17 protein-coding genes and 1 pseudogene are annotated in these 23,770 nt (G+C 57.5%); 10 read left to right on the top strand and 8 right to left on the bottom strand.

Annotated features, from left to right (window positions below):
• Window positions 1-62 precede the first annotated feature (62 nt).
• The 4 genes and pseudogenes from MHK00_RS04850 to MHK00_RS04835 all read right to left on the bottom strand — a co-directional run bounded on the left by MHK00_RS04850 (window position 63) and on the right by MHK00_RS04835 (window position 6,201).
• On the bottom strand, window positions 63-1,382 hold the full coding sequence (locus MHK00_RS04850; RefSeq protein ID WP_250410724.1) for an MFS transporter: 1,320 nt from the start codon (window positions 1,380-1,382) through the stop codon (window positions 63-65).
• 397 nt (window positions 1,383-1,779) lie between these two features.
• Window positions 1,780-3,090, bottom strand: coding sequence for a threonine/serine exporter family protein (locus tag MHK00_RS04845; protein WP_005322450.1), 1,311 nt, complete (start codon window positions 3,088-3,090; stop codon window positions 1,780-1,782).
• Between the two features lie 506 nt (window positions 3,091-3,596).
• On the bottom strand, window positions 3,597-4,775 hold the full coding sequence (locus MHK00_RS04840) for an IS256-like element IS1249 family transposase (protein WP_250410723.1): 1,179 nt from the start codon (window positions 4,773-4,775) through the stop codon (window positions 3,597-3,599).
• Between the two features lie 218 nt (window positions 4,776-4,993).
• Window positions 4,994-6,201: pseudogene (locus MHK00_RS04835) on the bottom strand (amidohydrolase).
• Between the two features lie 259 nt (window positions 6,202-6,460).
• Between MHK00_RS04835 and MHK00_RS04830 the strand changes: the two are divergent.
• The 6 genes from MHK00_RS04830 to MHK00_RS04805 all read left to right on the top strand — a co-directional run bounded on the left by MHK00_RS04830 (window position 6,461) and on the right by MHK00_RS04805 (window position 13,247).
• Window positions 6,461-7,441, top strand: a complete 981-nt coding sequence (locus MHK00_RS04830; protein WP_204609954.1) for a carbohydrate ABC transporter permease — start codon at window positions 6,461-6,463, stop codon at window positions 7,439-7,441.
• 27 nt (window positions 7,442-7,468) lie between these two features.
• On the top strand, window positions 7,469-8,314 hold the full coding sequence (locus MHK00_RS04825; protein ID WP_049378801.1) for a carbohydrate ABC transporter permease: 846 nt from the start codon (window positions 7,469-7,471) through the stop codon (window positions 8,312-8,314).
• 81 nt (window positions 8,315-8,395) lie between these two features.
• Window positions 8,396-9,718 carry an ABC transporter substrate-binding protein gene (locus tag MHK00_RS04820; RefSeq protein ID WP_250410722.1) on the top strand — a complete coding sequence of 441 codons (1,323 nt, stop codon included), beginning with the start codon at window positions 8,396-8,398 and terminating at the stop codon, window positions 9,716-9,718.
• 46 nt (window positions 9,719-9,764) lie between these two features.
• Window positions 9,765-10,886, top strand: a complete 1,122-nt coding sequence (locus MHK00_RS04815) for an ABC transporter ATP-binding protein (protein ID WP_250410721.1) — start codon at window positions 9,765-9,767, stop codon at window positions 10,884-10,886.
• Between the two features lie 176 nt (window positions 10,887-11,062).
• Complete coding sequence (locus MHK00_RS04810; protein WP_250410720.1) at window positions 11,063-11,680, top strand: zinc metalloprotease; 618 nt, start codon at window positions 11,063-11,065, stop codon at window positions 11,678-11,680.
• A gap of 172 nt (window positions 11,681-11,852) precedes the next feature.
• The gene (locus tag MHK00_RS04805) at window positions 11,853-13,247 is read left to right on the top strand and encodes a GntP family permease (RefSeq protein ID WP_250410719.1); all 1,395 of its coding nucleotides are present in this window, start codon (window positions 11,853-11,855) and stop codon (window positions 13,245-13,247) included.
• Here MHK00_RS04805 and MHK00_RS04800 read toward each other — a convergent pair.
• Window positions 13,244-13,753: a gluconokinase gene (locus tag MHK00_RS04800; protein ID WP_250410718.1), complete on the bottom strand. Its 510-nt coding sequence runs from the start codon at window positions 13,751-13,753 to the stop codon at window positions 13,244-13,246. The genes MHK00_RS04805 and MHK00_RS04800 overlap by 4 nt on opposite strands.
• Window positions 13,754-13,888: 135 nt before the next feature.
• Here MHK00_RS04800 and MHK00_RS04795 point away from each other — a divergent pair, with 135 nt between their 5' ends.
• A complete protein-coding gene (locus MHK00_RS04795; RefSeq protein ID WP_250410717.1) occupies window positions 13,889-16,471 on the top strand; it encodes an AAA family ATPase in 2,583 nt (860 codons plus the stop codon).
• On the top strand, window positions 16,455-17,576 hold the full coding sequence (locus MHK00_RS04790) for a 5-methylcytosine restriction system specificity protein McrC (protein ID WP_366512260.1): 1,122 nt from the start codon (window positions 16,455-16,457) through the stop codon (window positions 17,574-17,576). The genes MHK00_RS04795 and MHK00_RS04790 overlap by 17 nt, the downstream gene beginning before the upstream one ends.
• Before the next feature lie 147 nt (window positions 17,577-17,723).
• Here MHK00_RS04790 and uriH read toward each other — a convergent pair whose 3' ends face one another.
• Both uriH and uriT read right to left on the bottom strand, forming a co-directional pair.
• A complete protein-coding gene (gene uriH / locus MHK00_RS04785) occupies window positions 17,724-18,665 on the bottom strand; it encodes a uridine-preferring nucleoside hydrolase UriH (protein ID WP_250410715.1) in 942 nt (313 codons plus the stop codon).
• A gap of 9 nt (window positions 18,666-18,674) precedes the next feature.
• Window positions 18,675-20,099, bottom strand: a complete 1,425-nt coding sequence (uriT, locus tag MHK00_RS04780; protein ID WP_250410714.1) for a uridine transporter UriT — start codon at window positions 20,097-20,099, stop codon at window positions 18,675-18,677.
• Between the two features lie 304 nt (window positions 20,100-20,403).
• Between uriT and MHK00_RS04775 the strand changes: the two genes are divergently transcribed.
• Window positions 20,404-21,597 carry an amidase gene (locus tag MHK00_RS04775; protein WP_250410713.1) on the top strand — a complete coding sequence of 398 codons (1,194 nt, stop codon included), beginning with the start codon at window positions 20,404-20,406 and terminating at the stop codon, window positions 21,595-21,597.
• Here the strand turns inward: MHK00_RS04775 and MHK00_RS04770 are convergent.
• Entirely contained in the window at window positions 21,589-22,104 is a 516-nt protein-coding gene (locus MHK00_RS04770) for a 2'-5' RNA ligase family protein (protein WP_250410712.1), read from the bottom strand. The genes MHK00_RS04775 and MHK00_RS04770 overlap by 9 nt on opposite strands.
• Before the next feature lie 126 nt (window positions 22,105-22,230).
• On the opposite strand from MHK00_RS04770, the gene MHK00_RS04765 reads away from it, so the two are divergent.
• On the top strand, window positions 22,231-23,760 hold the full coding sequence (locus tag MHK00_RS04765) for an ATP-binding protein (RefSeq protein WP_250410711.1): 1,530 nt from the start codon (window positions 22,231-22,233) through the stop codon (window positions 23,758-23,760).
• Window positions 23,761-23,770: the final 10 nt, after the last annotated feature.

Genomic DNA, 23,770 nt, shown 5'->3' with positions numbered 1-23,770 from the left:
CTGCGGCCCTCGGTTCCTTTTAGGTTCCGAGGGCCGCAGGCGTTTTACACGGCTCCACGGTACTACCCGTGCAGCTTATTCTTCTTCGACGCGAAGAGAACTGCGATGCCGGTCACCAGCGCCGCGGCCACCAAGTAGAAGGCGGGGGCGAGCTGCAGGCCCGTGACGTCAATAAGCCACGTGGCAATCATCGGTGCGGTACCGCCAAATACAGCGTTGGCGGTATTAAACGTCAACGCGAAGCCGGACAGGCGCACGTGGGTGGGGAATTGTTCGGAAAGGAAGGAGGGCAGGACGCCGTCGTTAAGCGCCAGCACGCCGCCCAAGCAGACCTGAATGATAATGACGAGGAGGAGCCCCGCGCCATCGAGAAGCATGAAGGCCGGAATGATGGTCGCGCCCATGAAGGCGGCCGCGCACAGCATCGTCGTGCGGCGACCAAGACGATCCGAAAGCATGCCGGTGAGCAAGGCAAAGCCCACATAGAATGCGGACGCCACCGAGGACGCGATAAACGCCGGCGTCGCGGCCATGCCCAGCTCCTCCGAAAGGTAGGTGGGCAGGTAGGTCAAAATGACGTAGAAGCCAATGGCGTTGAGCACCGCGCCCGCAAAGGCAATGGCCAGGGCCTTGGGGTACTTCAGAACCTCGCGCAGCGGAGACTCCTCTGGCTCATCCTGGTCCTCAAAGTGAGAGGACTCCTCCGTGTTGCGGCGAATCCACAGGCCGTATAGACCCAAAGGCAGCGCAATCAGGAATGGCACACGCCAACCCCAGGAATCCAGGGCGGCATCATCAAGGACTCCAGTCAGCAGCGCCGCAATGAGCGAGCCCAAGAGCAAGCCCGAGGCCGTCGCGGAGGGCACCACCGCCGAATAGATGCCACGCTTGCCGGCCGGGGCAATCTCAGACAAATGCGTGGCCGCGCCCGCATACTCACCGGCTGCGGAAAAGCCCTGCACCATGCGGCACAGCAATAGCAAGATGGAGGCGGCAAAGCCGATGGTGGCATAGCCCGGCAGGAAACCGATGCACGCAGTTGCCACCGACATCATCACAATAGACACCGTCAGCGTATGGATGCGCCCGTATTTATCACCAAAGTGACCCCACACGATGCCGCCCAAGGGCCGCACCAGGAACGACAGCGCGAAGAGCGCAAACGTCATAATCAGCGCGCGGCGACCTTCCATCTCCGGAAAGAACACCCGGGAGATAATCGCGGACATATAGATATAGGCCGCATAGTCGAACCACTCGATGAAGGTGCCAATAAACGCCGCCTTAATGGCCGAACGATGCTGGCGCCTGGTTTCTTCCGCATCCTCTACCTGCGCCGGCACAACGTCCTTGGTTGGGGGTTGGGCTGTGAGAGGAGACATGCTCCTCACCTCGATTCTGTAGCTCTACAAGCAGGTGAAACGGCGCAGCCTGACTGCGCGCATATCTTCCACCCTACAGAAACAAACTATGTTCTACGTCACTTTCACGCGCCAATGTTGCACATCTCCACCCCAGACCTGCTTTCCGACGCCCTCCCCACCCCTTTCCCAGCCACTAACAGCAACCCAACAGCCGGACCCCATGGCCGCTACAGCCCAGTGCCCCATACTGAGATTGTGCGTTTGAGAGAGCGCATATGAGAGAGATAGAGAGAACCCCTGCAGTTTCCACAGGGCGGCAGATGCCGATACATGGAAACGACATGAGAGACGCCTGTGGCCTCCAGCTCCGAAAGGAACTGGGGCCACGGGCGTTTCCCTAGCTAAAGTCTAGGCATCATGCGGAAGAAGGCCGTTGCGGAAGCTTTTTATCAAAATCAATGAGGCGACCCAAGGCCCAATCCTTATCAGTAAGCAAGCGAGAAAACACCAAACCGGCACCAATAGATCCAACTACCATCATTCCAGTTGCCACATTGGCCAACGCTTGATCCATCTGACCATCGTTCAAATAAAACACCGCCCGGAACATTGTCACCCCTGGGATCATAATCACCGCGGCCGGAACGGTGGTTGTAATACGAGGAAGACGCGCCCTTTTAGAAGCTACTGCCCCCAGCAACCCGATGATTAATCCACCCACAAAGGCTGCAAAGAAAATGGTTGTTCCCGCGTGAATTAGAATCAAACGAAGCTCATTTGCCACGGTTCCAACGCACGCCGCTACTAAGACCATGCGGCGAGAAGAGTTAAAAAGAAAAGCAAACCCAGCAATGCCCAGAAAACTTGCCAGCGGCGCCAACAGAAACCATTGCATATCCTGCACAGGTGCAGGTGGGTCAGGACTAAGTTTTGTCAGCCAGCTAACCATAGAGACCGTGAAAGCCGCCGTGAATATGACGGTAAAGGCGTACCCCAATCTGACAATCCCCGCATCAAGATCAAATCGCGCTATGTCGATCAAAGCAGAGAAAAGTGGAAACCCAGGAATCAAGAATAAAACAGCTGCTACAAAGCCCGAGGACAATTCACTGGGCTCCACCGAACCTATAGCCCCGAAAAATTCCGTCAACAAGAAGAAAACTATGCTTGCCGTCGCACCACCAGCAATCACTCCTCCAATTTGATGAACGTGACGGTGGAGAACTGTATAACGAACAAACTGGCCCGCAAACGCCGCCAAAGCAACCAACCCCACTGCTTCCAGCGGGAAAAAATTAAGATACGCAAACGCCGCACATGCGATCGCGGCAGCGAAAGAAAGAGTTAGACCGCCCCAGCGCTTTTTGACATTATGCTCGATAGTATCCAGCATCGCCGCTAATTCCTGAGCGGTGATCCCTGCGTAGAGGCGATTGTGGGTTAAATCTTCCAAGGCTTCAATCCGAGAGGCATCAACTGCGGGCGAATGCTGCCGAGCAATGACCGTCCGGAAGTATTCGCCGCGGTGAAACGTACAGGTAATCTGCGTCAGACCCACTGTGGCATCTAGATGGTCAAACCCCAATGCTCGCGCACTCCGTTTCATCCCTCTAAGTACGCGATAACCAGAGGTGCCGGCCCCCATTAGGAGCATTCCCACCCGCAATACAACGTCCGCCTCGACACCCATTTGCCGATGCATCTCCGGATCAAATTGTTGTGCCATCTCTCCTCCTCTGACACTGCTCTTGGCGCACAATTAAAGACTTGTCGACCCCAACCCGATAGCGCGCTTGTAGTTTCCCTAGAATCTTACGCAAAAGAAGCCTCTTGTGAATCAGGCTCATCGATCCAAAAGCCTCCACCTTGATACCCGTAACCTGATTGAGCTGTTTTTATCCTCCGCCAAATGATTGCCACTATATTCACAGGAAAATACCAGACCTATGGCAGCCTAGCGCGTTATCTTTAATTTACGTGTTCGAGAGAACGCAAGAGAGATAGAGAGAACCAGTTCCAGCGCCCTGTGGCCCCAAGCGAGGCCCGGGCGTTGGAGCTGTTTTAGGGGTCTGCAGGTTGGGGCGTGGGGGAAGGAGAAGGCGTCGGAAAGCGGTGCATGGCTCAAATTCGCGGTTATAGATCCTACGGGCTACCCCCGCCACCTCATACAGCGCGCATGCCAAAAGGGGGTTAAGGGTCAAAATGTGTGTCTGGCTCGGCGTGTCGCGGGGGTTAGATTTGGCCTTTTTGAATGCCGATTGAGTGGGTGTAGTCGGTGTCGATAGCGTTGTCGTAGAGGGCTGGGCGTCCTGTTTCGTGGTCGGCTTGGTTCTCGGTTTGGGTCAGGGTGGATACTTTGGCGAGTTGGCCCTGGCCCCAGTCGGACTGCCTGGCGATTCGTACTGGATCGTCAGGCAGTTCCGTTTTTAAGTAGAGCCACCAATCCAGCATGCGGCGTTGTCGTTCGCCTGATCTGCCGCGGTGGGTTCTGGCGAGCAGTTTGAGCTGGGCGTTGATGCCGCCTTCTAAGCTGTTGGTGGTGGATTTGATCCGCTCGGGCGCAAGGACTCCTGCTGGCGGGTTGAGGTAGACAAACAGCATCTCGGACCGCCAAAGATGGTTGAGGCTGTTGTAGGCCTTGCGCACGTTGTGGTGGGTCCACACGCGGGTCCATGCACCTGTTTTGGGGTCTTTGATCATGGTTTTCTCGTTCATCCATTCCCGGTAGATCGTTGAAAACTCGTGCAGTTGCACACCCCACGCGGCGGCTTCATCCAGTGTGGTGATCCGGGTCAGTTTCAGCGCAAGTCGGTAGATGGTGCGCCCGGCATCGGTGCGTGGGTTGGTGGTGGTGTAGCGGCGGACCACGCGTTGGGCGTGGACGAGGCAGCGTTGAATTTTCGTAGTCGGCCAGCACTTTTTGATTGCGCTGTATGCGCCTTGGCCGCCGTCGATGACGGCGATGAGTGGGGCTTCGATGCGTTCAAGCAGCAGTTGGTAGTCGCGGGTGGTTTCGTGTTTGCACCAGTGCCAGGCGATCACGTGGTCGATGGTCGCCGCGACGATCAGGCAGCCACCGGCGGTGTAGGTGCCATCGAGAAATACCTGGTCGTAGATCCGCTTGTGGTGGCCGGCGGTGGGGTCAGACACATCAACGAGCCAGCACCACTTGAAGCGCCGCTTCATGGTGGCGCGGCTAACACCGTTTCGTTTGGCTAGGTCGTCGAGTGATATTGCGGTGGTGCAATGCTCGATGAACTGGGTGAACACTGCCGCGTTGGTGATGTCGTTTCGACGTTTGACGCTGGAGGCGCCGCATTGTTTGCAGCGCCATCTGGTGGTGCCTTTGCTGGTGGTGCCGTTGCGTTTCATTTCACCGCCGCAGTGGCAGCGTGGTTGGTTCTTCGACATTGCGACACCACACCACGCCGCGCATAGCACATCACGGCTGCCACACCGAGGATTTCCCGTCGGGGGCTAGATATATGCTTCCGGAGCATATACTTTCCGGAAACCTACAGGTCAATCCGTGAAAATCCGCGATTCCGGACACACTTTTTGACCCTTAACCCCCAAAAGGAATGGCCACACACCCTATTGGAGCCGTGCGGCCGAATGCTGCGCTTCGGTTAGCTGTTTCCTAGGTAACTCATCGCAGCGGAGATAAGGGCTTCGGTGCCGGTGCGCAGAGTGGGCTGGAGCAGCGGAGCGAAGTGCGGACTGTGGTTGGGGACATCCTTTTCTTCTTCGCGGCCGGAAAATACCCAGAAGCAGTAGGGAGCGCCGAAAGCGCGGGCAATGGTGGAAAAATCCTCCGAGGCGGTGAGGGGCTCGGCATCAAGGACGCGGTCGGTGCCGAAGTAGGACACAAAGGCTTCCTTAAGGCGTTCCGTGGAGTCCTCATCGTTGCTGGTAAGCGGGTAGGAATCGTGGTAGCTGAACTCGGCCGGCTGCGGGCTGCCGGCAGCCTGACACTCGGCATTGACAATGCGCTCGATGGCGCCGGTGATTTTATCGCGTACCTGCTCGCTATAGGCGCGCACATTGATTTTCAGGTTGGCCTCGAAGGGGATGATATTGGCCTTCGAACCGGCGTTGATGGCTCCCACGGTCAGCACACCGAATTCGGATGGGTTGAGTTCGCGGGAGATGACCGTCTGTAAACGCATGACGATGGCGCTGGCCAGTACCACGGGGTCAACGCTGAGGTGCGGCATGGAGCCGTGCGAGCCTTGGCCATAAACCTTGACGTCCATACTTACCGCGGTGGACATGAATGGGCCGGAGGCCAGCGCCACGGTGCCGGCGGGAAAGTTGCTGGCAAAGACGTGCTGGCCGAGCACTACGTCCGGCGTGGCGACCTTGTCCACAAGTCCGTCATCCACCATGGACTGGGCACCGGCGGCAATCTCCTCGCCCGGCTGGAAAATGAGCTGCAGAGTGCCGGACCACTGGTCAGTGGCCTGCGCCATGAGCGCGCCCATACCCAGCAGGCTGGCCACGTGGGAATCGTGGCCGCAGGCGTGCATGACGGGGACCGTGTTTCCTTCCTGGTCAACGGCGGTATCGGTGGAGGCATAATCCAGGCCGGTGGCCTCCTTAACTGGTAGGCCATCGAAATCCGCGCGCAGCATGACGGTTGGCCCGGCACCGTTTTCTAAAACACCGACCACCCCGCCGCCTACTTCAAGCCGAGATCGGCAAGCTTGTCCTTGATGATGCCCAGCGTGCGCTCTTCCTGCATGGATAGCTCCGGGTGCTGGTGCAGATCCTTATACAGCGGCTCCTGCCAATCCTTGACGGAGTCATAGTTGCTGCAAACGGTACGGACAGACATGCTTCCTCCTAGTGGGCTCGCGGTGGATTGTGGGGGCCAGTGTAGTGGGGTGGGAGGAAGGTGGGCGTCGACAAGCGAAGCGTCTTTGTAATGCCGGACATAGTTGGACGGTGGAGCGAACAGCGCCATAGGAGGTTGCGCTGCGGCTTTATAGAATATTCGATGACGTGTCTACCTTTAACTCATCGGCTTCTTATTATTCATCAGAAGTTTGTTTTCTGTGTAGCTGGGTGTCACCTGCCCGCCCTAGATTGACCGAGTGACTTTTCAGGAAGACTCTCTCGGTGCCGGTGGCGCCGGCACTACAACCGCATCTCCCACACGCGCGGAAAGCCCCGGTGATTCCGCGGCGCTTGTCCGCAAGGCCAAGCGCAACCGCCATAAAGAATGGTTGCTGGCCGCGGCGCTCTTAGCGCCGAACCTTATCTTGCTGGCCGTATTTACCTACCGGCCCCTGCTGGACAATATCCGCCTCTCCTTTTTCAATTGGAATATCTCCAGCCCCACCTCCACCTTCGTGGGCTTGGATAACTATGTGGAGTGGTTTAGCCGCGATGACACGAAGACCATCGTGCTCAACACCCTGGTTTTTACCTTCTTCGCGGTGATTGGCTCCATGGTTATCGGCCTAGCGCTGGCCTTGCTGCTCAACCAGAACATTAAGGGCCGCAACTTTGCGCGCTCGGTGGTCTTTGCCCCCTATGCCATCTCCGGCGCGGCCATCGGCATTGCCTTCCAATTCGTCTTCGACCCCAATTTTGGCCTCATCCAGGAAATCCTGGGTTGGTTCGGCGTGGACTCCCCCAACTTCTACGCCGTACCGGGCTGGGCCATGTTCATGGTGACCTTCACCTTTGTGTGGAAGAACCTGGGCTATACCTTCGTCATCTACTTGGCGGCGCTGCAGGGCCTGGACAAGGAATTGGATGAAGCCGCCGCTATCGACGGCACCGGCCGCTGGCGCAAATTCTGGCGCGTGACCATGCCGCAGCTGCGCAATACCACCTTCTTCCTGTCCATTACGGTGCTGCTCAACTCCGTGCAGGTCTTCGACATCATCAACGTCATGACCCGCGGCGGCCCGCAGGGCAATGGCACGCAGACGCTGGTCTTCCAGATCTACAACGAGACCTTCGTCAACTTCCGCGCCGGCTACGGTGCGACTGCCGCCACCATCTTGTTCCTCATCCTGCTCATCATCACCCTGATCCAGGTCCGCATCATGGATAAGCGAGGTTAACCCAACATGGCTACTTCTACCCTTCACATGGTCACGGATGAATCCCCCGCTACCCGCCGCGCTAAGCTCATCGGCGGCTACCTGGGCATCCTGGCGGTCTTGCTGCTCATTGGCCTGCCGTTGTTTTGGATCCTGATGACCTCGTTTAAGGCCAAGGGCGATATTTATACCGACCCGGTCAATTGGCTCCCACCGGTGTGGGAGACCGAGAACTACTCCGATGCCACCACCCGTGTGCCGTTCTGGACCTACCTGCGCAACTCGGTGCTTATTACCGCGGTGCTGTCCATCATCAAGATTGTGCTGGGTGTCATCTCCGCCTATGCGCTGGCCATCCTGCGTTTCCCGGGCCGCCACCTGGTATTCCTGCTGGTTATTTCCTCGCTCATGGTGCCGAGTGAAATCACCGTCATTTCCAACTACGCCCTGGTCAATTCCTTGGGCTGGCGCAATACCTTCGTGGGCATCATCGTGCCGCTGGCCGGCGTGGCCTTCGGTACCTTCTTGATGCGTAACCACTTTCTGTCCCTGCCCTATGAGCTGGTGGAGGCCGCCCGCATGGACGGTGCTGGCCCCATCCGCCTGCTGACCAAGGTGCTGCTACCGGTTTCGTGGCCCACGCTGACCGCATTTTCCGTCATCACCATGGTCAATGAATGGAATACCTACCTGTGGCCCTTCCTCATGGCGGATACCGAGGACGTCGCCCCGCTGCAGGTGGGCCTGACCATGCTGCAAAACAACGATGGCGTGACCAACTGGGGCCCGGTTATGGCCGCCACCATCCTCACCATCATCCCGATGGTGATCATCTTCCTGGCCTTGCAAAAGTACATGATTCAAGGCCTCACCACTGGCGCCGTGAAGGGTTAGAAGGCTTCTTCCCCACCCACGCTCGCCGTTTCCACTTGCTTTATTTTCCACCCCTTAACCACGCTTTTTAAGGAGAACTACATGCTACGCCGCAAATTCCTCGCCCTGGCCTCCACGGCCGCTTCTGCTACCGCACTCGCCGCTTGTGCCGGCACCTCGTCCACCAATCCGCAGGGTGGCAACGACAAGGGCGGCGACGGTGAAGTCACCGAGCTGACCTGGTGGTCCAACCACCCGGGCACCTCCAAGGACATTGAGAAGGAGATCATCTCCCGCTTTGAAAAGGAAAACCCGGACATCAAGGTCAACCTCGTTGATGCCGGCAAGAACTACGAAGAAGCAGCGCAGAAGTTCAACGCCGCACTCACCGGCCAGGACCTGCCGGACATCGTGGTGCTGTCTGACGTCTGGTGGTACAACTTTGCCATCAATGGCCAGATTGCCAACGTGGACGACCTTGCCAAGGAAGCAGGCATCGACCTGTCTACCTACGTGCAGCCCCTTTATGAGGACTACAAGTACGATGGCGGCCACTTTGCCCTCCCCTTTGCCCGCTCCACGCCACTGTTCTTCTACAACAAGGACGCCTGGAAGAAGGCCGGCCTGCCGGACCGTGGCCCCAAGTCCTGGGATGAGATGGATGAGTGGTCCAAGAAGCTGGCTGAGGCCGATTCCAAGATGAAGCCTTTTGGCTGGGGCGATGCCGTGGACTACCTGGGCTGGATCTTCCAGGGCCCGCTGTGGTCCAAGGGCGGCGCTTACTCCGATGAGTGGGACCTGAAGTTCACCGATGACAAGACCATCAAGGCCGTCGAGTGGCTCAAGGACATCACCGATGAGAAGAAGGGCTACTCCTACGTGGGCAACGACATGGCCATGGAGTTCGGCACCGGCCGCGCCGCCGCCACCGTCTTGTCCACCGGTGACCTGGCAGGTCTTACCGATACCGCCAAGTTCGAGCTCGGCACCGCCTTCCTGCCTAACCCGACTGGCGACGGTGCCTGCCCTACCGGTGGTGCCGGCCTGGCCATCCCGGCTGGCATCAGCAAGAACCGCCAGCTGGCTGCTATCAAGCTCATTGACTTCATCACCAATGAAGAAAACACCTGCTACTGGTCCCAGAACGTGGGCTACATGCCGGTGCGCTCCACCGCGGTGGACAACGAGGACCAGAAGAAGTTCATGAAGGACAACCCGAACTTCGAAACCGCTATCAAGCAGCTTCCGGAGACCCGCCCGCAGGATAATGCCCGCGTATTCCTCCCCGGCGCGGACCAGGAAATCGGCGGCGCCTTTGAAAAGATCGTCACCAACCGCGATGACGTCACCAAGGTCCTGACCGATCTGCAAAAGACCCTGCAGTCCATCTATGACAACCAGGTCAAGACCGTCATCAATAAGTAGGCTCTCACAGCCCCTCCCCTTCCCCACTAGTTTCTGAAAGGTAACCATGGCTACTGTCACCTTCGATGGCGCAAGCCGCATCTACTCTAAGGACGCGGAACGCCCCGCCGTTGACCGCCTCAACCTGGATATTGCCGATGGCGAATTCTTAGTTCTCGTCGGCCCATCCGGCTGCGGTAAGTCCACCAGCCTGCGCATGCTGGCAGGCCTCGAGCCCACCGACCGCGGCTCCATCCGCATCGGCGGCAAGGATGTCACCGGGGTCAGCCCATCGGACCGCGACGTGGCCATGGTCTTTCAGAACTATGCCCTCTACCCCAATATGTCCGTGGCGCAGAATATGTCCTTCGCGCTGGAAAACCGCAAGGTCCCGAAAAACGAGATTAAATCCCGCGTGCACGAGGCCGCGAAGATCCTGCAGATGGAAGACCTGTTAGACCGCAAGCCGGCTAATCTTTCCGGTGGCCAGCGCCAGCGCGTGGCCATGGGACGCGCCATCGTCCGCGAACCAGCCGTATTCTGTATGGACGAGCCGCTGTCCAACCTGGATGCCAAGCTGCGCGTTTCCACCCGCGCGCAAATCTCTAACCTGCAGCGCCGCCTTGGTACCACCACCGTATATGTCACCCACGACCAGACCGAGGCGATGACCATGGGTGACCGCGTCGCCGTCCTCAACGCCGGCGTACTGCAGCAGGTAGATACCACCCGTACCATTTATGACCGCCCGCAGAATGTTTTCGTCGCTGGTTTCATTGGCTCCCCGGCGATGAATATCTACGACCTCACCCATAACTCCTCTGAGCTCACCATCGGCTCTACCCGCATCAATCTGGCCAACTACAACTTTGAGGGCGTTGAGACCGTCACGGTGGGCATCCGCCCGGAAGACTGGCAGCTAAGCGATACCGGCAATGGCGGGGCGAAGTTCACCGTCGCGCACGTCGAGGAGCTGGGCAACCAGACCTATGTCTATGGCGAGCTTAACGACGCCGCCGGCAACAGCTCCGCCGACGGCGTGCTCAAGTCCTCGACCCGGATGGGTGGCCAGACCGGCATTTTGGTCGATGCCCGCGGCCGCTATGCGGTGGGCGATACTTTCTATGTTTCCCCTGACCCGGACCGGGTGCATTTGTTTAGCACCACCACTGGGGAGCGATTGAACTAAGAGGCGATAAAGCGGCAGTAAGTTCCTCAGTTTCTTATTTTTCCCTTTGCAGACAATAAGAAACTGATATATGCCTGCACGCATAAGATGCCCATGTAGTCCCGTTTACCACGGATATTGCTGGGAATATCGCACTCAGCGAACCTTAAAATCAACCGAAAGGTAACTCACTGCCTATGCCTTCTTTCAAGAAGCTATCTGCCGCCACTCTGGCCGCTTCCGCCATCCTTGGCACCGTCGCCGCACCGGCCGCCAGCGCCAAGAGCGACCCAGTCCGCTCCCTCATTGATCCAGGCACCTGCAAGACCATCACCAAGCTGGCCAACGATGGCAAGCCGGTTCCGGATCCTTCCATCCTCCACGATGAAGACTCCGTAAAGCCGTACTTCAAAGATGGCGTTTTGGAGTACAAGGTGGTCGAAGGCTTCCCGTACCGCAAACAGCTGGAAGCCGCGGTTGCCGAGTGGAACAAGGCCCTTGACGGTAAGGCTTCCCTGAAGGAAGTAAAGCCTTCCGAGGCTGATGATGACACCATCGCCATCATCTTCAAGCCCGACCCAAACGGCTACGTCCAGGGCGCCGCTTACCCTGACCACAAGATGGTCTTCATCAAGATTCCTAATGCCCAGTACCCAGAGGCAGTCCAGGGCACCATCGCCCACGAGCTGGGCCACATGATGGGCGCAGGCCACTCTTGCGCCGGCGCGCTCATGGCCGGCGCCAACCAGAACCCCATCTCCTACCACGTGACCCCGCTGGATGCGGCGGCTATCATCCAGGGGCAGTTCGACTAAATCGCCTGACGCCTCCTTTCCCCTAGGCCCAGTACGGTGCCTAGGGGATTTTTCTGTCTTCACCCGGCTACGTGTTGGGTAGGTCGCCTTTAGCCGATTGCTTTAGGCAGCGCACAGGACCACTGCTAACGTTTCCATTATTCAAAGGTTTGCAAAGGAAAAGGAACTCTCTATGGAAACGTGGGAACCTACACTATCCACCGGCCCGCTGCTGGGCATTGCGGTGGCCGCCATCGCCGTAATTTTGGTGCTGGTCATCTACTTCAAGCTCCACGCTTTTCTCACTCTGCTGGTGGTTTCGGCTCTCACAGCGCTGGCTGCGGGCATTCCGCTCGAAGGCATCGTTCCCACCATGACAGAAAGCTTTAGCTCCACCCTTGGTTCGGTGGCATTGCTGGTGGGACTGGGTGCCATGATTGGCCGGTTGGTGGAAGCCTCCGGTGGCGCCAAATCGCTTGCCGACGCCATGGTTCACCGCTTCGGCGAATCCAAAGCACCCCTAGCCCTCGGCCTAGCCTCGCTGATTATGGGTTTTCCTATTTTCTTTGATGCCGGTCTCATCGTGATGCTGCCGGTCATCTTCGCTGTCGCTCGCCGCTTGGATGGCCCTGTCCTCGCCTTCGGACTGCCGGCAGCCGGCGCGTTCTCGGTCATGCACGTCTACCTGCCGCCGCACCCGGGCCCCGTTGCAGCCAGCGAATTCTATGGCGCTGACCTCGGCCTCGTCCTCCTCGTTGGCCTGCTGCTTGCGCTGCCTACCTGGTATATCTCCGGCTACCGCTTCGGCCTGCTTTCCGGCAAGAAATTCCCGATCAAAGTAACCGATGCCATCGCCGGCCCGGTACTTTCGGAAGAAGAGCAACCCCTCAAGCCGGCCTCTGCCCAAACGGTGATTTCCCTCCTGCTCATCCCGATGGTGCTCATCTTCTTCAACACCGGCCTCAACGCGCTGGCTTCCAACGGCACCATCGATGCCGACGCCGCGTGGGTGCGGTTCTTTGTCATGCTGGGCCAGACCCCGATCGCGCTACTCATCACCGTGTTCATTGCACTCGTGGTCTTGGGCCTGCGCCGCGGCGTAGAAAAGACTGCGCTAGAAAAGCTTGTCGATTCCTCACTCGGGCCCATTTGTTCCGTCGTGCTCATCACCGGTGCCGGCGGCATGTTCGGCGGCGTTCTGCGTACCTCCGGCATTGGCGACGCCTTGGCCGATTCGCTTTCCGGCCTCGGCATCCCCGTCATCCTGGCCTGCTACCTCATCGCCGTGGCCCTGCGCCTAGCCCAAGGTTCGGCCACCGTGGCACTCACCACGGCCGCTGCCCTTATGGTTCCCGCCGTGGAAGCCGGCGGCTTCAACGAGCTGCAGCTCGCCCTCATCGTGGTGGCCACTGCCGCCGGTTCTGTCTTCGGCTCCCACGTCAATGACTCCGGCTTCTGGCTCGTCGGCCGCCTCATGGGCATGGACACCATGACCACACTGAAGACCTGGACGGTCAACCAGGTGCTCATCTCCGTTATCGGCTTTGCCCTAGTCTTGGTGCTCTACGCAGTAGCAGCGCTCTTTTAGGCCCCAGTCTTAATCCAAGCAGCAGCCTTTTGAGCGATCTCCTCGACTGGCCGCGTCACATCAAAGACGCGGCCAGTTTCATCTTCTTCCAGCGGCTCCAAGGTATCGAACTGCGACTGCAAGAGCGACGCTGGCATAAAGTGCCCCAGCCGGTGCTGCATCCGCTCATGCAGCACATCAAAGTCGCCGTGTACGTGAACGAACACCACGGCTGGGCAGTACTCGCGAATCAAATCCCGGTACTTGCGCTTCAGCGCACTGCAGCCCACCATCGCACCTTCTGGCCTATCCGCGAGCCACTGACCAATCTGCTTCAACCACGGTTCCCGGTCCGCATCATTGAGCGGTGTACCTGCAGCCATCTTGTCGATATTGGCCTGCGGATGCATATCATCGCCATCGCGGTACTCCAGACCTACCAACGGCGACAGCGCCTCCCCCACCGTTGTCTTGCCCGAGCCGGATACTCCCATCACTACGATGTGGCGGAAACAGTGCTGGTTCATGGTGGCTCCTTGGGTTGGGTTCTTCCCCTCGAGTTTATCCTCCTGAGTTTCCCAATTGAGATGCGCCCATCCCCTATGAATCGTTCTCCTACTATTATGAGAACGCCCCCTGCTTTGACTTCTAAGGATGCTTTGATGAGTAACCGACAGCAATCTTTTTCTTGGAGAACCGTTCTTCCCGTCGTCTTAGAAACGATGCGGGGTACGTCAGAAGTCGCTTACCCTGAACTATTTGAACACGTTCAAGAAATTGCTGAAGCGGACTTTCCAGGACAAGCTCACCGCCAGCTCAAAAACCGATCAGTTGTGGAAGACCGGACACGATGGGCAGTGTTCAATGCAAGGAGAATAGGCTTTGTCAGTTCCTCTAAACCGGGGTCCTTTTCCTTGACTGCCGAGGGCGCCACTTGGCTTGCTTCCAACCCATATCCTTTGGACAAAGATCAGATCCGAGAAATCAATGGTCTTATTTCTAAGGCGCATAAGCAACAAGACGCCGATTCAGGCCCGCAGGAAGAAGTTCCTGAGGAATCTAGTGCGGATTTTTTCTGGGTACTTCGCGCGGGCCGCCAGGGCGAGCGCGAAAAGAAAGCTTTAGAGTCCAACCTAGGCATCCCCGGCATGGACTATGGCCCAGAGGTGAACAAGCAAAATACCTTGGACTCTATCAAGGCTGCGATGGTCCGAGAGCACCCAGATCTCAAAGCACAAACATCCACAAGCTACGCTTCCCAACTCAACCGGTTTAAAAACCAAATGCAGGTAGGCGACCTGGTTCTGATGCCGAGCAAGTTGCACAAAGGGCGAGTTTATTTTGGCTATGTCTCCGGCGATTACGAGTACCGCCCTCATGAGCCGAAAGAGATGCGGCACGTCCGACCGATCAACTGGTCAAGCGATTTCTTCAATCGCGATGACCTAGGAATAGACCTCCAACGATCTCTAACTTCACTGCTTACTATCTGCCAGGTTTCACGCAATCATGCTTACGACCGAGTAGAATCCGTCATCCAAGGCATGGGAGATCCTGAATTTTCCTCTGAGACTCCACTGTCACCGTCGTTTGACTGGCCGGAATTTTTCGAAGAACTCGCCACCAAGCTACTTGCATTCAAAAATAACCGCGCGGAGCTACTCGAAAAGCTAAAAGAGACCGCTGAAATCTCAGGACGCCCACTCCGGTTCAAGCACCTATGGAATTGGCACATAGATGATAAAGAAGTGCCCGCTACTGATATGGATCCTTTTACCATCCTCGGTGTTGCTAACCGGCAAATTTCGGCATCTAATAAGGTGGCAATTTGCCAAGCCTTTAAAACCGTCTTCGGAATTGAAGCCCCAGCACCAACGGATTTTTCGGGACTGCCCCAACTCAACAACTTACGCTCGTGCTTTGCTACGAAGCCGTCGGATGTTATTAATCTAGATTTTTGGGAGAATAGCTGGAGTCTTTTCGCTTCGGCCCTCGCGGTGAGCCAATCAGATACGCCCGAAAATCGAGCTCAGTTTATATACGATTTCGACGTGATGACCAAAGACCGCCAGCTCACGGCATACACCATGGCATTGTTCTGGGCACGTCCCCGGTATTTCCTCACTTTCGATTCAGTCATCACCAAGTATCTTGCCCAAGACTCCGCGCTTGGAATCAATATTCAGAAAAATGTTTCGACGGGTAAAGATTATTTGCTTACACTCGATGAAATCCGAGACTGGCTTACTACCGCCGAGATCGAACCGGCTAATTTTCCGAGATTGTCATATGAAGCTTGGGTTTTTAACCAAGAACCAACGGATGCTACTGCCCAAACCGTAGAGTCCTCGTCGGAAGAAGACCTGTATACCATTTCTGGACTTATCGAAGACGGCTGCTTTATCTCAAAAGACTATATCGAACTAATGCTGGAACGCCTGAAGGAGAAGAAGAACCTAATTCTCCAAGGCCCACCAGGTACAGGCAAGACTTGGCTTGCTCGCCGCTTAGCTTATGTCTTGTGTAAATCAGATGCGGAAGATGTCGTCACCTCCGTTCAATTCCATCCATCTACGTCTTATGAGGACTTCGTTCAGGGCTTTCGCCCCAGCAGTAATGGAAAGCTGGAATTGAAAGATGGACCGTTTCTCCAAGCTGTGGAAAAGGCTAAAGAGGACTCCAATCCACACGTAGTAGTGATTGAAGAGATTAACCGCGGCAATCCCGCGCAAATTTTTGGCGAGATGCTCACCCTCTTAGAAGCTGACAAGAGAAATCCAGAAAATGCACTCACCACGCTATATAGCCAGGAAGGGGAAGCAGTTTTCTTACCTGATAACTTCTTTGTTATTGGTACGATGAACCAGGCAGACCGATCCCTCGCCATGGTAGATATGGCTTTACGACGCAGGTTTGCCTTCATAAATCTCGAACCGCAGTTGGGTTCTACTTGGCGAAATTTCTGTGTTGCCCAGCGTAACCGCAATGACCAAGCTCTCAGCGAAATCGCGCGAAGAATCGAAGAGGTTAATCAATTAATTCGAGACGATTTCAATCTCGGTGATGACTACCTAATCGGACACAGCTTTGTTACTCCACGCCGAAAGCTAGCAGACAGTTCCTTCGATGCAACTATGGAATGGTTTAACCAGGTAGTAGCCTCGGATCTCAAGCCGCTCATAGGAGAGTACTGGTTCGACAATCCTGCGAAGCGAGAGCAGGCTCTCAATGTCCTCATCGGCTAATTCGCTACAACCGGAAGACATATACGTTCCTATCCGTAGTATATGGATGCTCCAGTTATACGCCTCGCAGTCTTTCGTTGATGGGCATATATCTAGTTCCACGGTGGAAGACGCAGGCGTTGAGCTTCCAGAGCTCATTGGAACAATGCTGTGTGACGCTGTAGAAAAGCGTTTCCGGAGAGAATTAAGCATCGGATTTACGCTGACCGAACGAAATATAACTCGGGTGCGAGGCCGAATTAACATGTACGAAACTGCCCGCCGCCAACTCCTTGAGAAGGGGCTTATTGCCTGTGAGTTCAATGAGCTCACCATCAACAGCGAAGTTAACCAATTCCTTCGATACGCCCTCGAATACGCAGCGCAACTACTGTCCAGCGTGGACAGTGACGCCAGTGCCCGACGGTGTAAGGTGCTTTCTCAAAGGCTTTCTCAAATGGGAATTTCCGAACCAAAGTCGACGGTATTTCCTCACTCCAGGCTATCCCCTGCAGACAAGAAACCAGTTGCCGTAGCTAGATTGCTTTTAGAATTTGCCGTCCCCACGCGCGGGGACGATGCCCTTTCTCTGTTCAGCAGAAAGCACTTCACGCAGCACGAGATCCGCAAGCTTTTCGAAAAAGCTCTATTTGGTCTGTTCCAATACCATCTCTGCCCTTTAGGTTGGAAAGTAAGTAGCGGCGAATGGCTGTACTGGAATGCTCAACAGGTGCCCAAAGAATTACCGAGCATGCAAACGGATATCATTTTGCGATCACCAGTAGGTGAAATTTCCATTATCGATGCCAAGTTCACGCATATGCTCATTGAGAACCGAGTAAGAAACGAATCCTTAAAAAGCCCGCACCTTTATCAGCTTTACGCCTACTTACGCAGCCAAGAAATTCTCGGCGAAGAATGGAAAACCGCAAAGGGCATCATGCTCTATGCTTCTTCGGGCCGAAACCAACAGGATGAGACGATCTCATTCCTTCTCGACGGACACCCTGTAGCTTTCGCTAGCGTCGGTCTCGAGACCTCAATTCGCGAGTTTCGCCAGAAAGTGCTTCATCTTGTGGCCCCGAATCTCGAATTTCCCCAGGAAGAACCTCACGATATTCCTTAAAGAATCTCCAAGGTACGCAAGCCTAGAAGAGGTGAAACATAAGGGCCAAAGCAGCCACGTTGCCTCCTCTAACTGGTGGTTCAGGAGCCATAACGTGGCTGAAAGTTGGGTTCCCGCGCGGCGGAGGCGAGGCGAAGCGAGGGTGGCCTAGGCGAGGTTCTTGAGGGCGTCGGTGACAAGGCGCCAGAAGCCAGCGTGGTCGAGGGTGGTGGCGACTTGGGTGTGGCAGGAGGCGTCGGCAGGCTCGCGCAAATCGGTGACGGTCATGCCGGTGGTCAGAGTGCCGGCGAGCTCAACGTGGACGGGAGCCTTGCGGGTCTGGACGATGTCCGGATCGATGAGGTATGCAATGGTGCACGGGTCGTGGACCGGTGGGTTATCAAAGCCCTGGTTGGCCTGGTAGGCCTTGCGGAAGAACCCGAAAAGGCCGACGACGAACTCCGAGACGGGAGTATTTAGCGCCTTGATCTCGGCTTCAACCTCTGGGGTGGCAAGCGCCTGGTGGGTGAGATCGAGGCCCACCATGGTGACGGGCCAAGGCTCTTCGAAGACGATGTGGGCGGCCTCAGGATCGATCTTGATATTGAACTCGGCAACCGGAGACCAATTGCCCTCGTGGTAGCCGCCGCCCATGAGGACGACTTCCTTGACGCGCTCGACGATGCGCGGCTCCTTGCGCGCGGCCATCGCGATATTGGTAAGCGGGCCGGTGGGCACCAGGGTGATGGTGCCGGGCTCATGGGACATGATGGTGTCGATGATGAAGTCGATAGCGTGGGCGTCGGCAAGCGCCGTGCTTGGCTCCGGAAGTTGGACGCCCTCGACGTCCATGCCGGTGGAACCGTGGATGGCCTCGGCGACCTCGACTGGGCGCACGAGCGGGCGATCGCAGCCTGCGTACACCGGAACCTCCGGGTGGCCGGCGATTTCCTTGACCACCAGGGCATTGTGGGAGACCTTATCCAAGGTCTGATTGCCGCCAACGGTGGTAATGCCCAGCAGGTCAATGGTGGGGTTGCCCAAAGCTAGGAGCAGGGCCACCGCATCATCGTGGCCGGGGTCGCAGTCCAGAATGATTTTTCGCGTCATACCACGAGCCTACTTTCGGGTGTTGACGGCCGCCACGGTGTCATCGATGGACTCCGGGCGAGGAATGAGGAAGGACAGGGCAAGGGCCGCAAGCAAGATGATGACGCCGGCGATCATGCCCGCGCGGTAGCCGTGCTCGAAGGAACCGGAAACCGCAAAGAGCACGGCGAAAGACAAGCCCGCGCCGAGGTTGAAGGCGCCGGCGTTCATGCCGGGCAGGTAGCCCTGGTTATCGGCCGGCGAGAGCACAATACCCAGGCCGTTAAGCATGATATTGGCAATGCCGGCGTAGGTTACGCCCAAGAAAATGGAAACGAAGAGCAGGGTCCATGCGTTCGGGGCGCTGACCACGAAGATAGAAATAATCAGGCCGACGACGGTGCCAATGAGGCCGGTTTGCAGGACGTACTTATATCCCAGCTTGGAGGCCATCCAACCAGCAATCGGGCCGAAGACTAGGCCAGCGAGGGCGTACGGAGTAAGGGTGACCCAGGAAATGGTGCTGGCGGAAATGCCGGCACCGGCGTCTGGGTCCTGGCCGAGGTTTGGAATGAGGCCGTTCATCACTGCAAAGACGCCGGTCATGGTGAGCAGCGTGGTAGAAAGCAGCGCCCACGTGCGGCGCTGCTTGAGGTAAGCCACCGGAACGAGCGGGTCGGCGACCTTCTTCTCCACATTCCAGAAAGCCCAGAAGCCGGCGGCACCAATGAGGATGAGGATGATGACGAGGAACCAATTGGCCTCGGCAAGCTTGCCGGCCTCGTTGAATGCGGTGAGAACGCACCCCAGCGCCACGGCCAGGGGCAGCACGCCCGCCCAGTCCATGCGCGGGGTTTCGGTGGCCGTGGATTCCTTAGTGAATACCTGCACTGCTACTAGCGCGATGGCGCATAGTACTGCCATGGTCCAGAACACCGAGCGATAGCCAAAGTTGCCGGCCAGCCAGCCACCGGCCAAGGCGTCCACGCCCGCAATACCACCGTTTACCGAGGTCACAATGCCCAGCAGCAGTGCGTATTGCTTCTCATTGAGCACCTGCTGGCGCAGCATGATGAGGCAGAGCGGGACGGTCGGCCCGGCCACGCCCTGGATGATGCGGCCGATAAGCAGCACGGCGACGTTCGGTGCAATGGCCGAAACCACGCAGCCCAGCGCAGCAACGCCCATCATGCCGACGAGGACCTTTCTGCGTCCGATGAGGTCACCCCAGCGTGGAAGGAAGAGCGAGAACAATGCCGCGGCCGTAAAGAAGGCAGTCTGTGTTAGGCCAATTTGTGCGGTGGTGGCGCCGAGCTCATCCTCCATCGTCGCCAAGGCAGGCGAGAGCATCGACGCATTGAGCTGGAAAGCAAACACTGCCGTCAGCAGTGCGAACATCAACGGAATATAGGCGCTGGGCTGGAGCTTTGGGGGCTCGGAGGTGGTGGAAGTCATGGTTTTAAATGTAGTTGATGAATCTTTCGCTCCATAGTGGGGAGCGTGGGTTTATTCCCTGTCATGGCGCCGTGGTTTGTGTTGCAATCGATGGGAACCGCTGTGTTCGTCGGAGTGCGTACTTCTAGCCCGCTGTAAAGGGGATAAGGCTTCGGGCCGCCGTTACTGTGTGGCACATGACCCGGGCATTTTCCGGCCTTTGCTGCAAGAACTTTTCCGTGATGTACGGTAGTAACATCTGCATCCTTCTAATACATCGTTAGCATCAAAGGACGCCGACGTTGAAAGGACTTAGCTTCCAGTTATGCCTACTGTTTCTGATCGCCTGCACAGCGCCCAGCAGGACTTTAATGCGGTAATTGCCGTCATCCCGTTTGATGAGCACGCGCTGGATGAATCGCCCACGCTTAAGGGACAGCCGGTGGCGTTCAAGGACATCGTGGATGTCGCCGGGGTATCGACTACCTGCGGCACCGAGGTGAATGTGGGCCGCACTCCGGTCAAGGATGCGCCGGTGGTGCAGCGCTTGACGGCGAAGGGTGCCCTGCCGGTGGCAAAGGCGAACCTGCAGGAGTTTTCCTACGGCATTTTGGGCGATGCCTCGGCTTATGGTCGCGTGATCAATCCACGTGATCCGGAGGTGTGCGGCGGCGGATCGAGCTCCGGTTCGGCGGCGTTGGTAGCTTGCGGGGCGCTGCAGCTTACGGTGGGCTCCGATAGCGCCGGCTCGGTGCGCGTGCCGGCCGCATGCCAAGGCGTGCTGGGGTTCAAGCCCACCTTTGGGGTGATTCCGGTCGAAGGTGTCTTCCCCTTTGCCCCGAGCTTTGATTGCATTGGTTTCTTCGCCAGCTCGATTGACCTGATTGAGCAGGCTTTTATTGCCACTGCGGAGGAGGAACCGGCCGCGGCGCAGGACGTTTCTGCTGTTGATGTCACGGCCCTTAAGGCCAAGGGCGAGCGCTTCGCTAATCTTCTGGCCGCGCTGGAGCGATCGGACTTTGAGCTCACCGAGGGCGCGGACTTGGAAGACACCATCGCCGCCACGGCCGAGCTCTACGAGCCGATGCGCTTGAAGGAGGTCTACGACGTCCACCGGCCGCTGCTGGACCAGCGCGAGAAGTACCAGGACGTGATTCTGCAGCGCGTCCTGGGCGGGGAAAATATCAGCCAGGAAGATTACGACGCGGCCGCACGGGGCGTAGAAAAGCTGCGCGAAGACGCCCTTGCCCTGCTTGCCGACGCCCCCATTATCCTCACCCCTACCCTCGACTCCGGCCCCCTCAAGTGGTCCGATATCACCCCGGACAATACCGCGGAGTCGGCCGCGAGCCTGCGGCGGTGGACCGAGCCGTTCAATGTGCTCGGCTGGCCAGCCATTACGGTGCCGCTGCGCGGCGAAGAGGAAGAAGGCGTGGGTGATGCGGTGCAGGTCGTCGGCAAGCCGGGCGAGGACCTGACCGTCCTGCGCGTTGCCCGCGCCCTGCAGGCCCTACTCTAAGCCCCCTGCTAGAACGGTCTTTTCCTGCGTGCGCGGCCGCCAATAGGCGGCCTCGACGGCGGTAAGTTCCTTGAAGTGCGCTGAGGTGAGCTCGTCCATCGCTTGGATATAGCCGGGGACCTCTTCGCGCGGCAGGCGCAAGCCCATGGTCAGGTGCGGGGTCCAGCGCGGCCCGCGCCCGTCCGGGTTTGCGGCGCTGATTTTTCGCGCGGCGATTTCTAACTCGTCGGTGGTCTCCAGCAGCCAGGCCACTGTCTGTTTACGCTTGGTGCCAAAAATGACGTTTCCTACCCGCCGGAAATCCGCGGGGATAACGGCCGGCAGCAGCTGGGCCGCCAAATCCACCACTTCCGGCTGCATGTGCGGCGAAAAGGTAACCGTAATGTGCGGGCGTTGCTGCTGGACGGGAAAGCCGCGCTCAGCAAGACCGGCAAAGATGTCGCGCACCTGATCTTCCTGCTTTGGCGGCAGGTAGAGCAAGATATTGTCCGGCGATGCTTTACTCACGAGCGAGCGTTCCCCTTTCTGTTGCGAAGTGCCTCCAGCGTACCGTTCATCACAATGAGCGAGAAGCCCCTTCCCCCTCATTAAAAAATCATTGCTACTTTGCAATGAGGGTTTTATAATGACGCCATGGGTTGGGATGCAATTAGCCTCCGTGAGGCACTTGAGCAGCTGCGGCTTTTTGGCGATGACCGCACGATGCTGGAATGTAAGCGCTCCTTCCTTCGCGCACCGCATGATTTGGCTCGCACCATATGTGCTTTTGCAAACATGCCAATGGGCGGTGACATCCTTTTGGGCGTCGATCAGAGCCTCAACTTTGCCGCCACCGGCGTCGCACACCCTGCACAGGTAGAAAAGGCTGTGGCGGACCAAGCAAGAACGCTAATAGAACCTGCGCCCCAGCTCTCTTTTACCCACATCAGCATCGATGAAGCGGTAGTAATCGCAGTGACGGTAGCGCCCCTTTCACCCATGCTTAAACCAGCCCGCATCAAAGGAGAGGCCTACCTACGGCAAGCGGATGGCAATTATGTGATGGGGCCTAACGACTTGCGCATCCTCGAGGTGGCGGCACTCCACGAATCTGAGCAAGAATTTTATGACCAGCAGACAGTGCCTGGCAGCGACCTGCGGGACATGGATGAAAGCATTACGGCAGAGGCGCTACGCGCAGCCCGCTCACGCAGTAGGCGCCTATCCACCATCACGGAGGACAAGCGCCTCCTCGAGGTACTTGGCGCAACCGTAAACGGGCAACTGACCGTAGCCGGAAATTATGCCCTCGGCTTCTTGCCGCAGGGAAAAGTACCTGCCCTCGGGGTAACCGCGGCGGTGCAGCTTCCGCGGGAGCACGCCGCGCGCACGCGGAACCTCACCCATTTCGACGGCCCTCTACCCGCTCTCCTCGATGATGTGGTGGATTGGCTGCGTGCCAATCTGCAGGCCGACCTGCGCTATGCGGAAAGCGGTCATGTGGAAGAGATCCCGGAAATTCCGCCGGCCGCCCTTCGGGAGGCTGTAGCCAACGCGTTAGTGCACCGGGATTTAGGACCGCACACGCGAGGCGTGGGAAAAAGAATTGAGGTTCGCATCACCCGGCAGGCAGTGATCATTACTAGCCCTGGTGGGCTGCGAGGGGTCTCGGTCTCCCAATTGACCAGCACCACCTTATCCAAAGCTGCAGTAAATCAGCGCCTTTATGAGCTTGCCAAACTAGTTCGCACCAGCGAAGGACACCCGGTCATTGAAGGCGAGGGCGGAGGAATCCGAGAGATGATTCGTGCCTGTTTAGATGCAGGCCTAGCTGCACCGCGCCTTATAGATACTGGCACCGAGTTTCGTGTCATCTTCCCCCGCACCAGGCCGGATAGCCCGCATCGAGTTTCTGCCCGCCCCACGGTTAGAGCAGTGGAAGCCAACGTAGAGGACAAGCTTCGTCAGCTAGGCAAAAACGTTCCGCAAGTTTTTCACAGTATGCAGCTCGGCGCGGAGGCGGACTATGCTCCCGCCTTAAGCCTTCACGAGATCGCGGAACGCACCCAACTCAGTACCGGGCAAGCGCGCTACGCACTCAAGGCCTTGGAGAGGAAGGGCTGGATTGTCATGCGGGGCCAGCGTGGCTCGCAACGCACGACTTACCAGATCCGCAGAGAATAGACGCACCGGC

Source organism: Corynebacterium tuberculostearicum (assembly GCF_022347385.1).
Taxonomy (GTDB): domain Bacteria; phylum Actinomycetota; class Actinomycetes; order Mycobacteriales; family Mycobacteriaceae; genus Corynebacterium; species Corynebacterium tuberculostearicum_M.
Note: the sequence above shows the minus strand (reverse complement) of the source record. Positions and strands in the feature narration are given on the sequence as shown.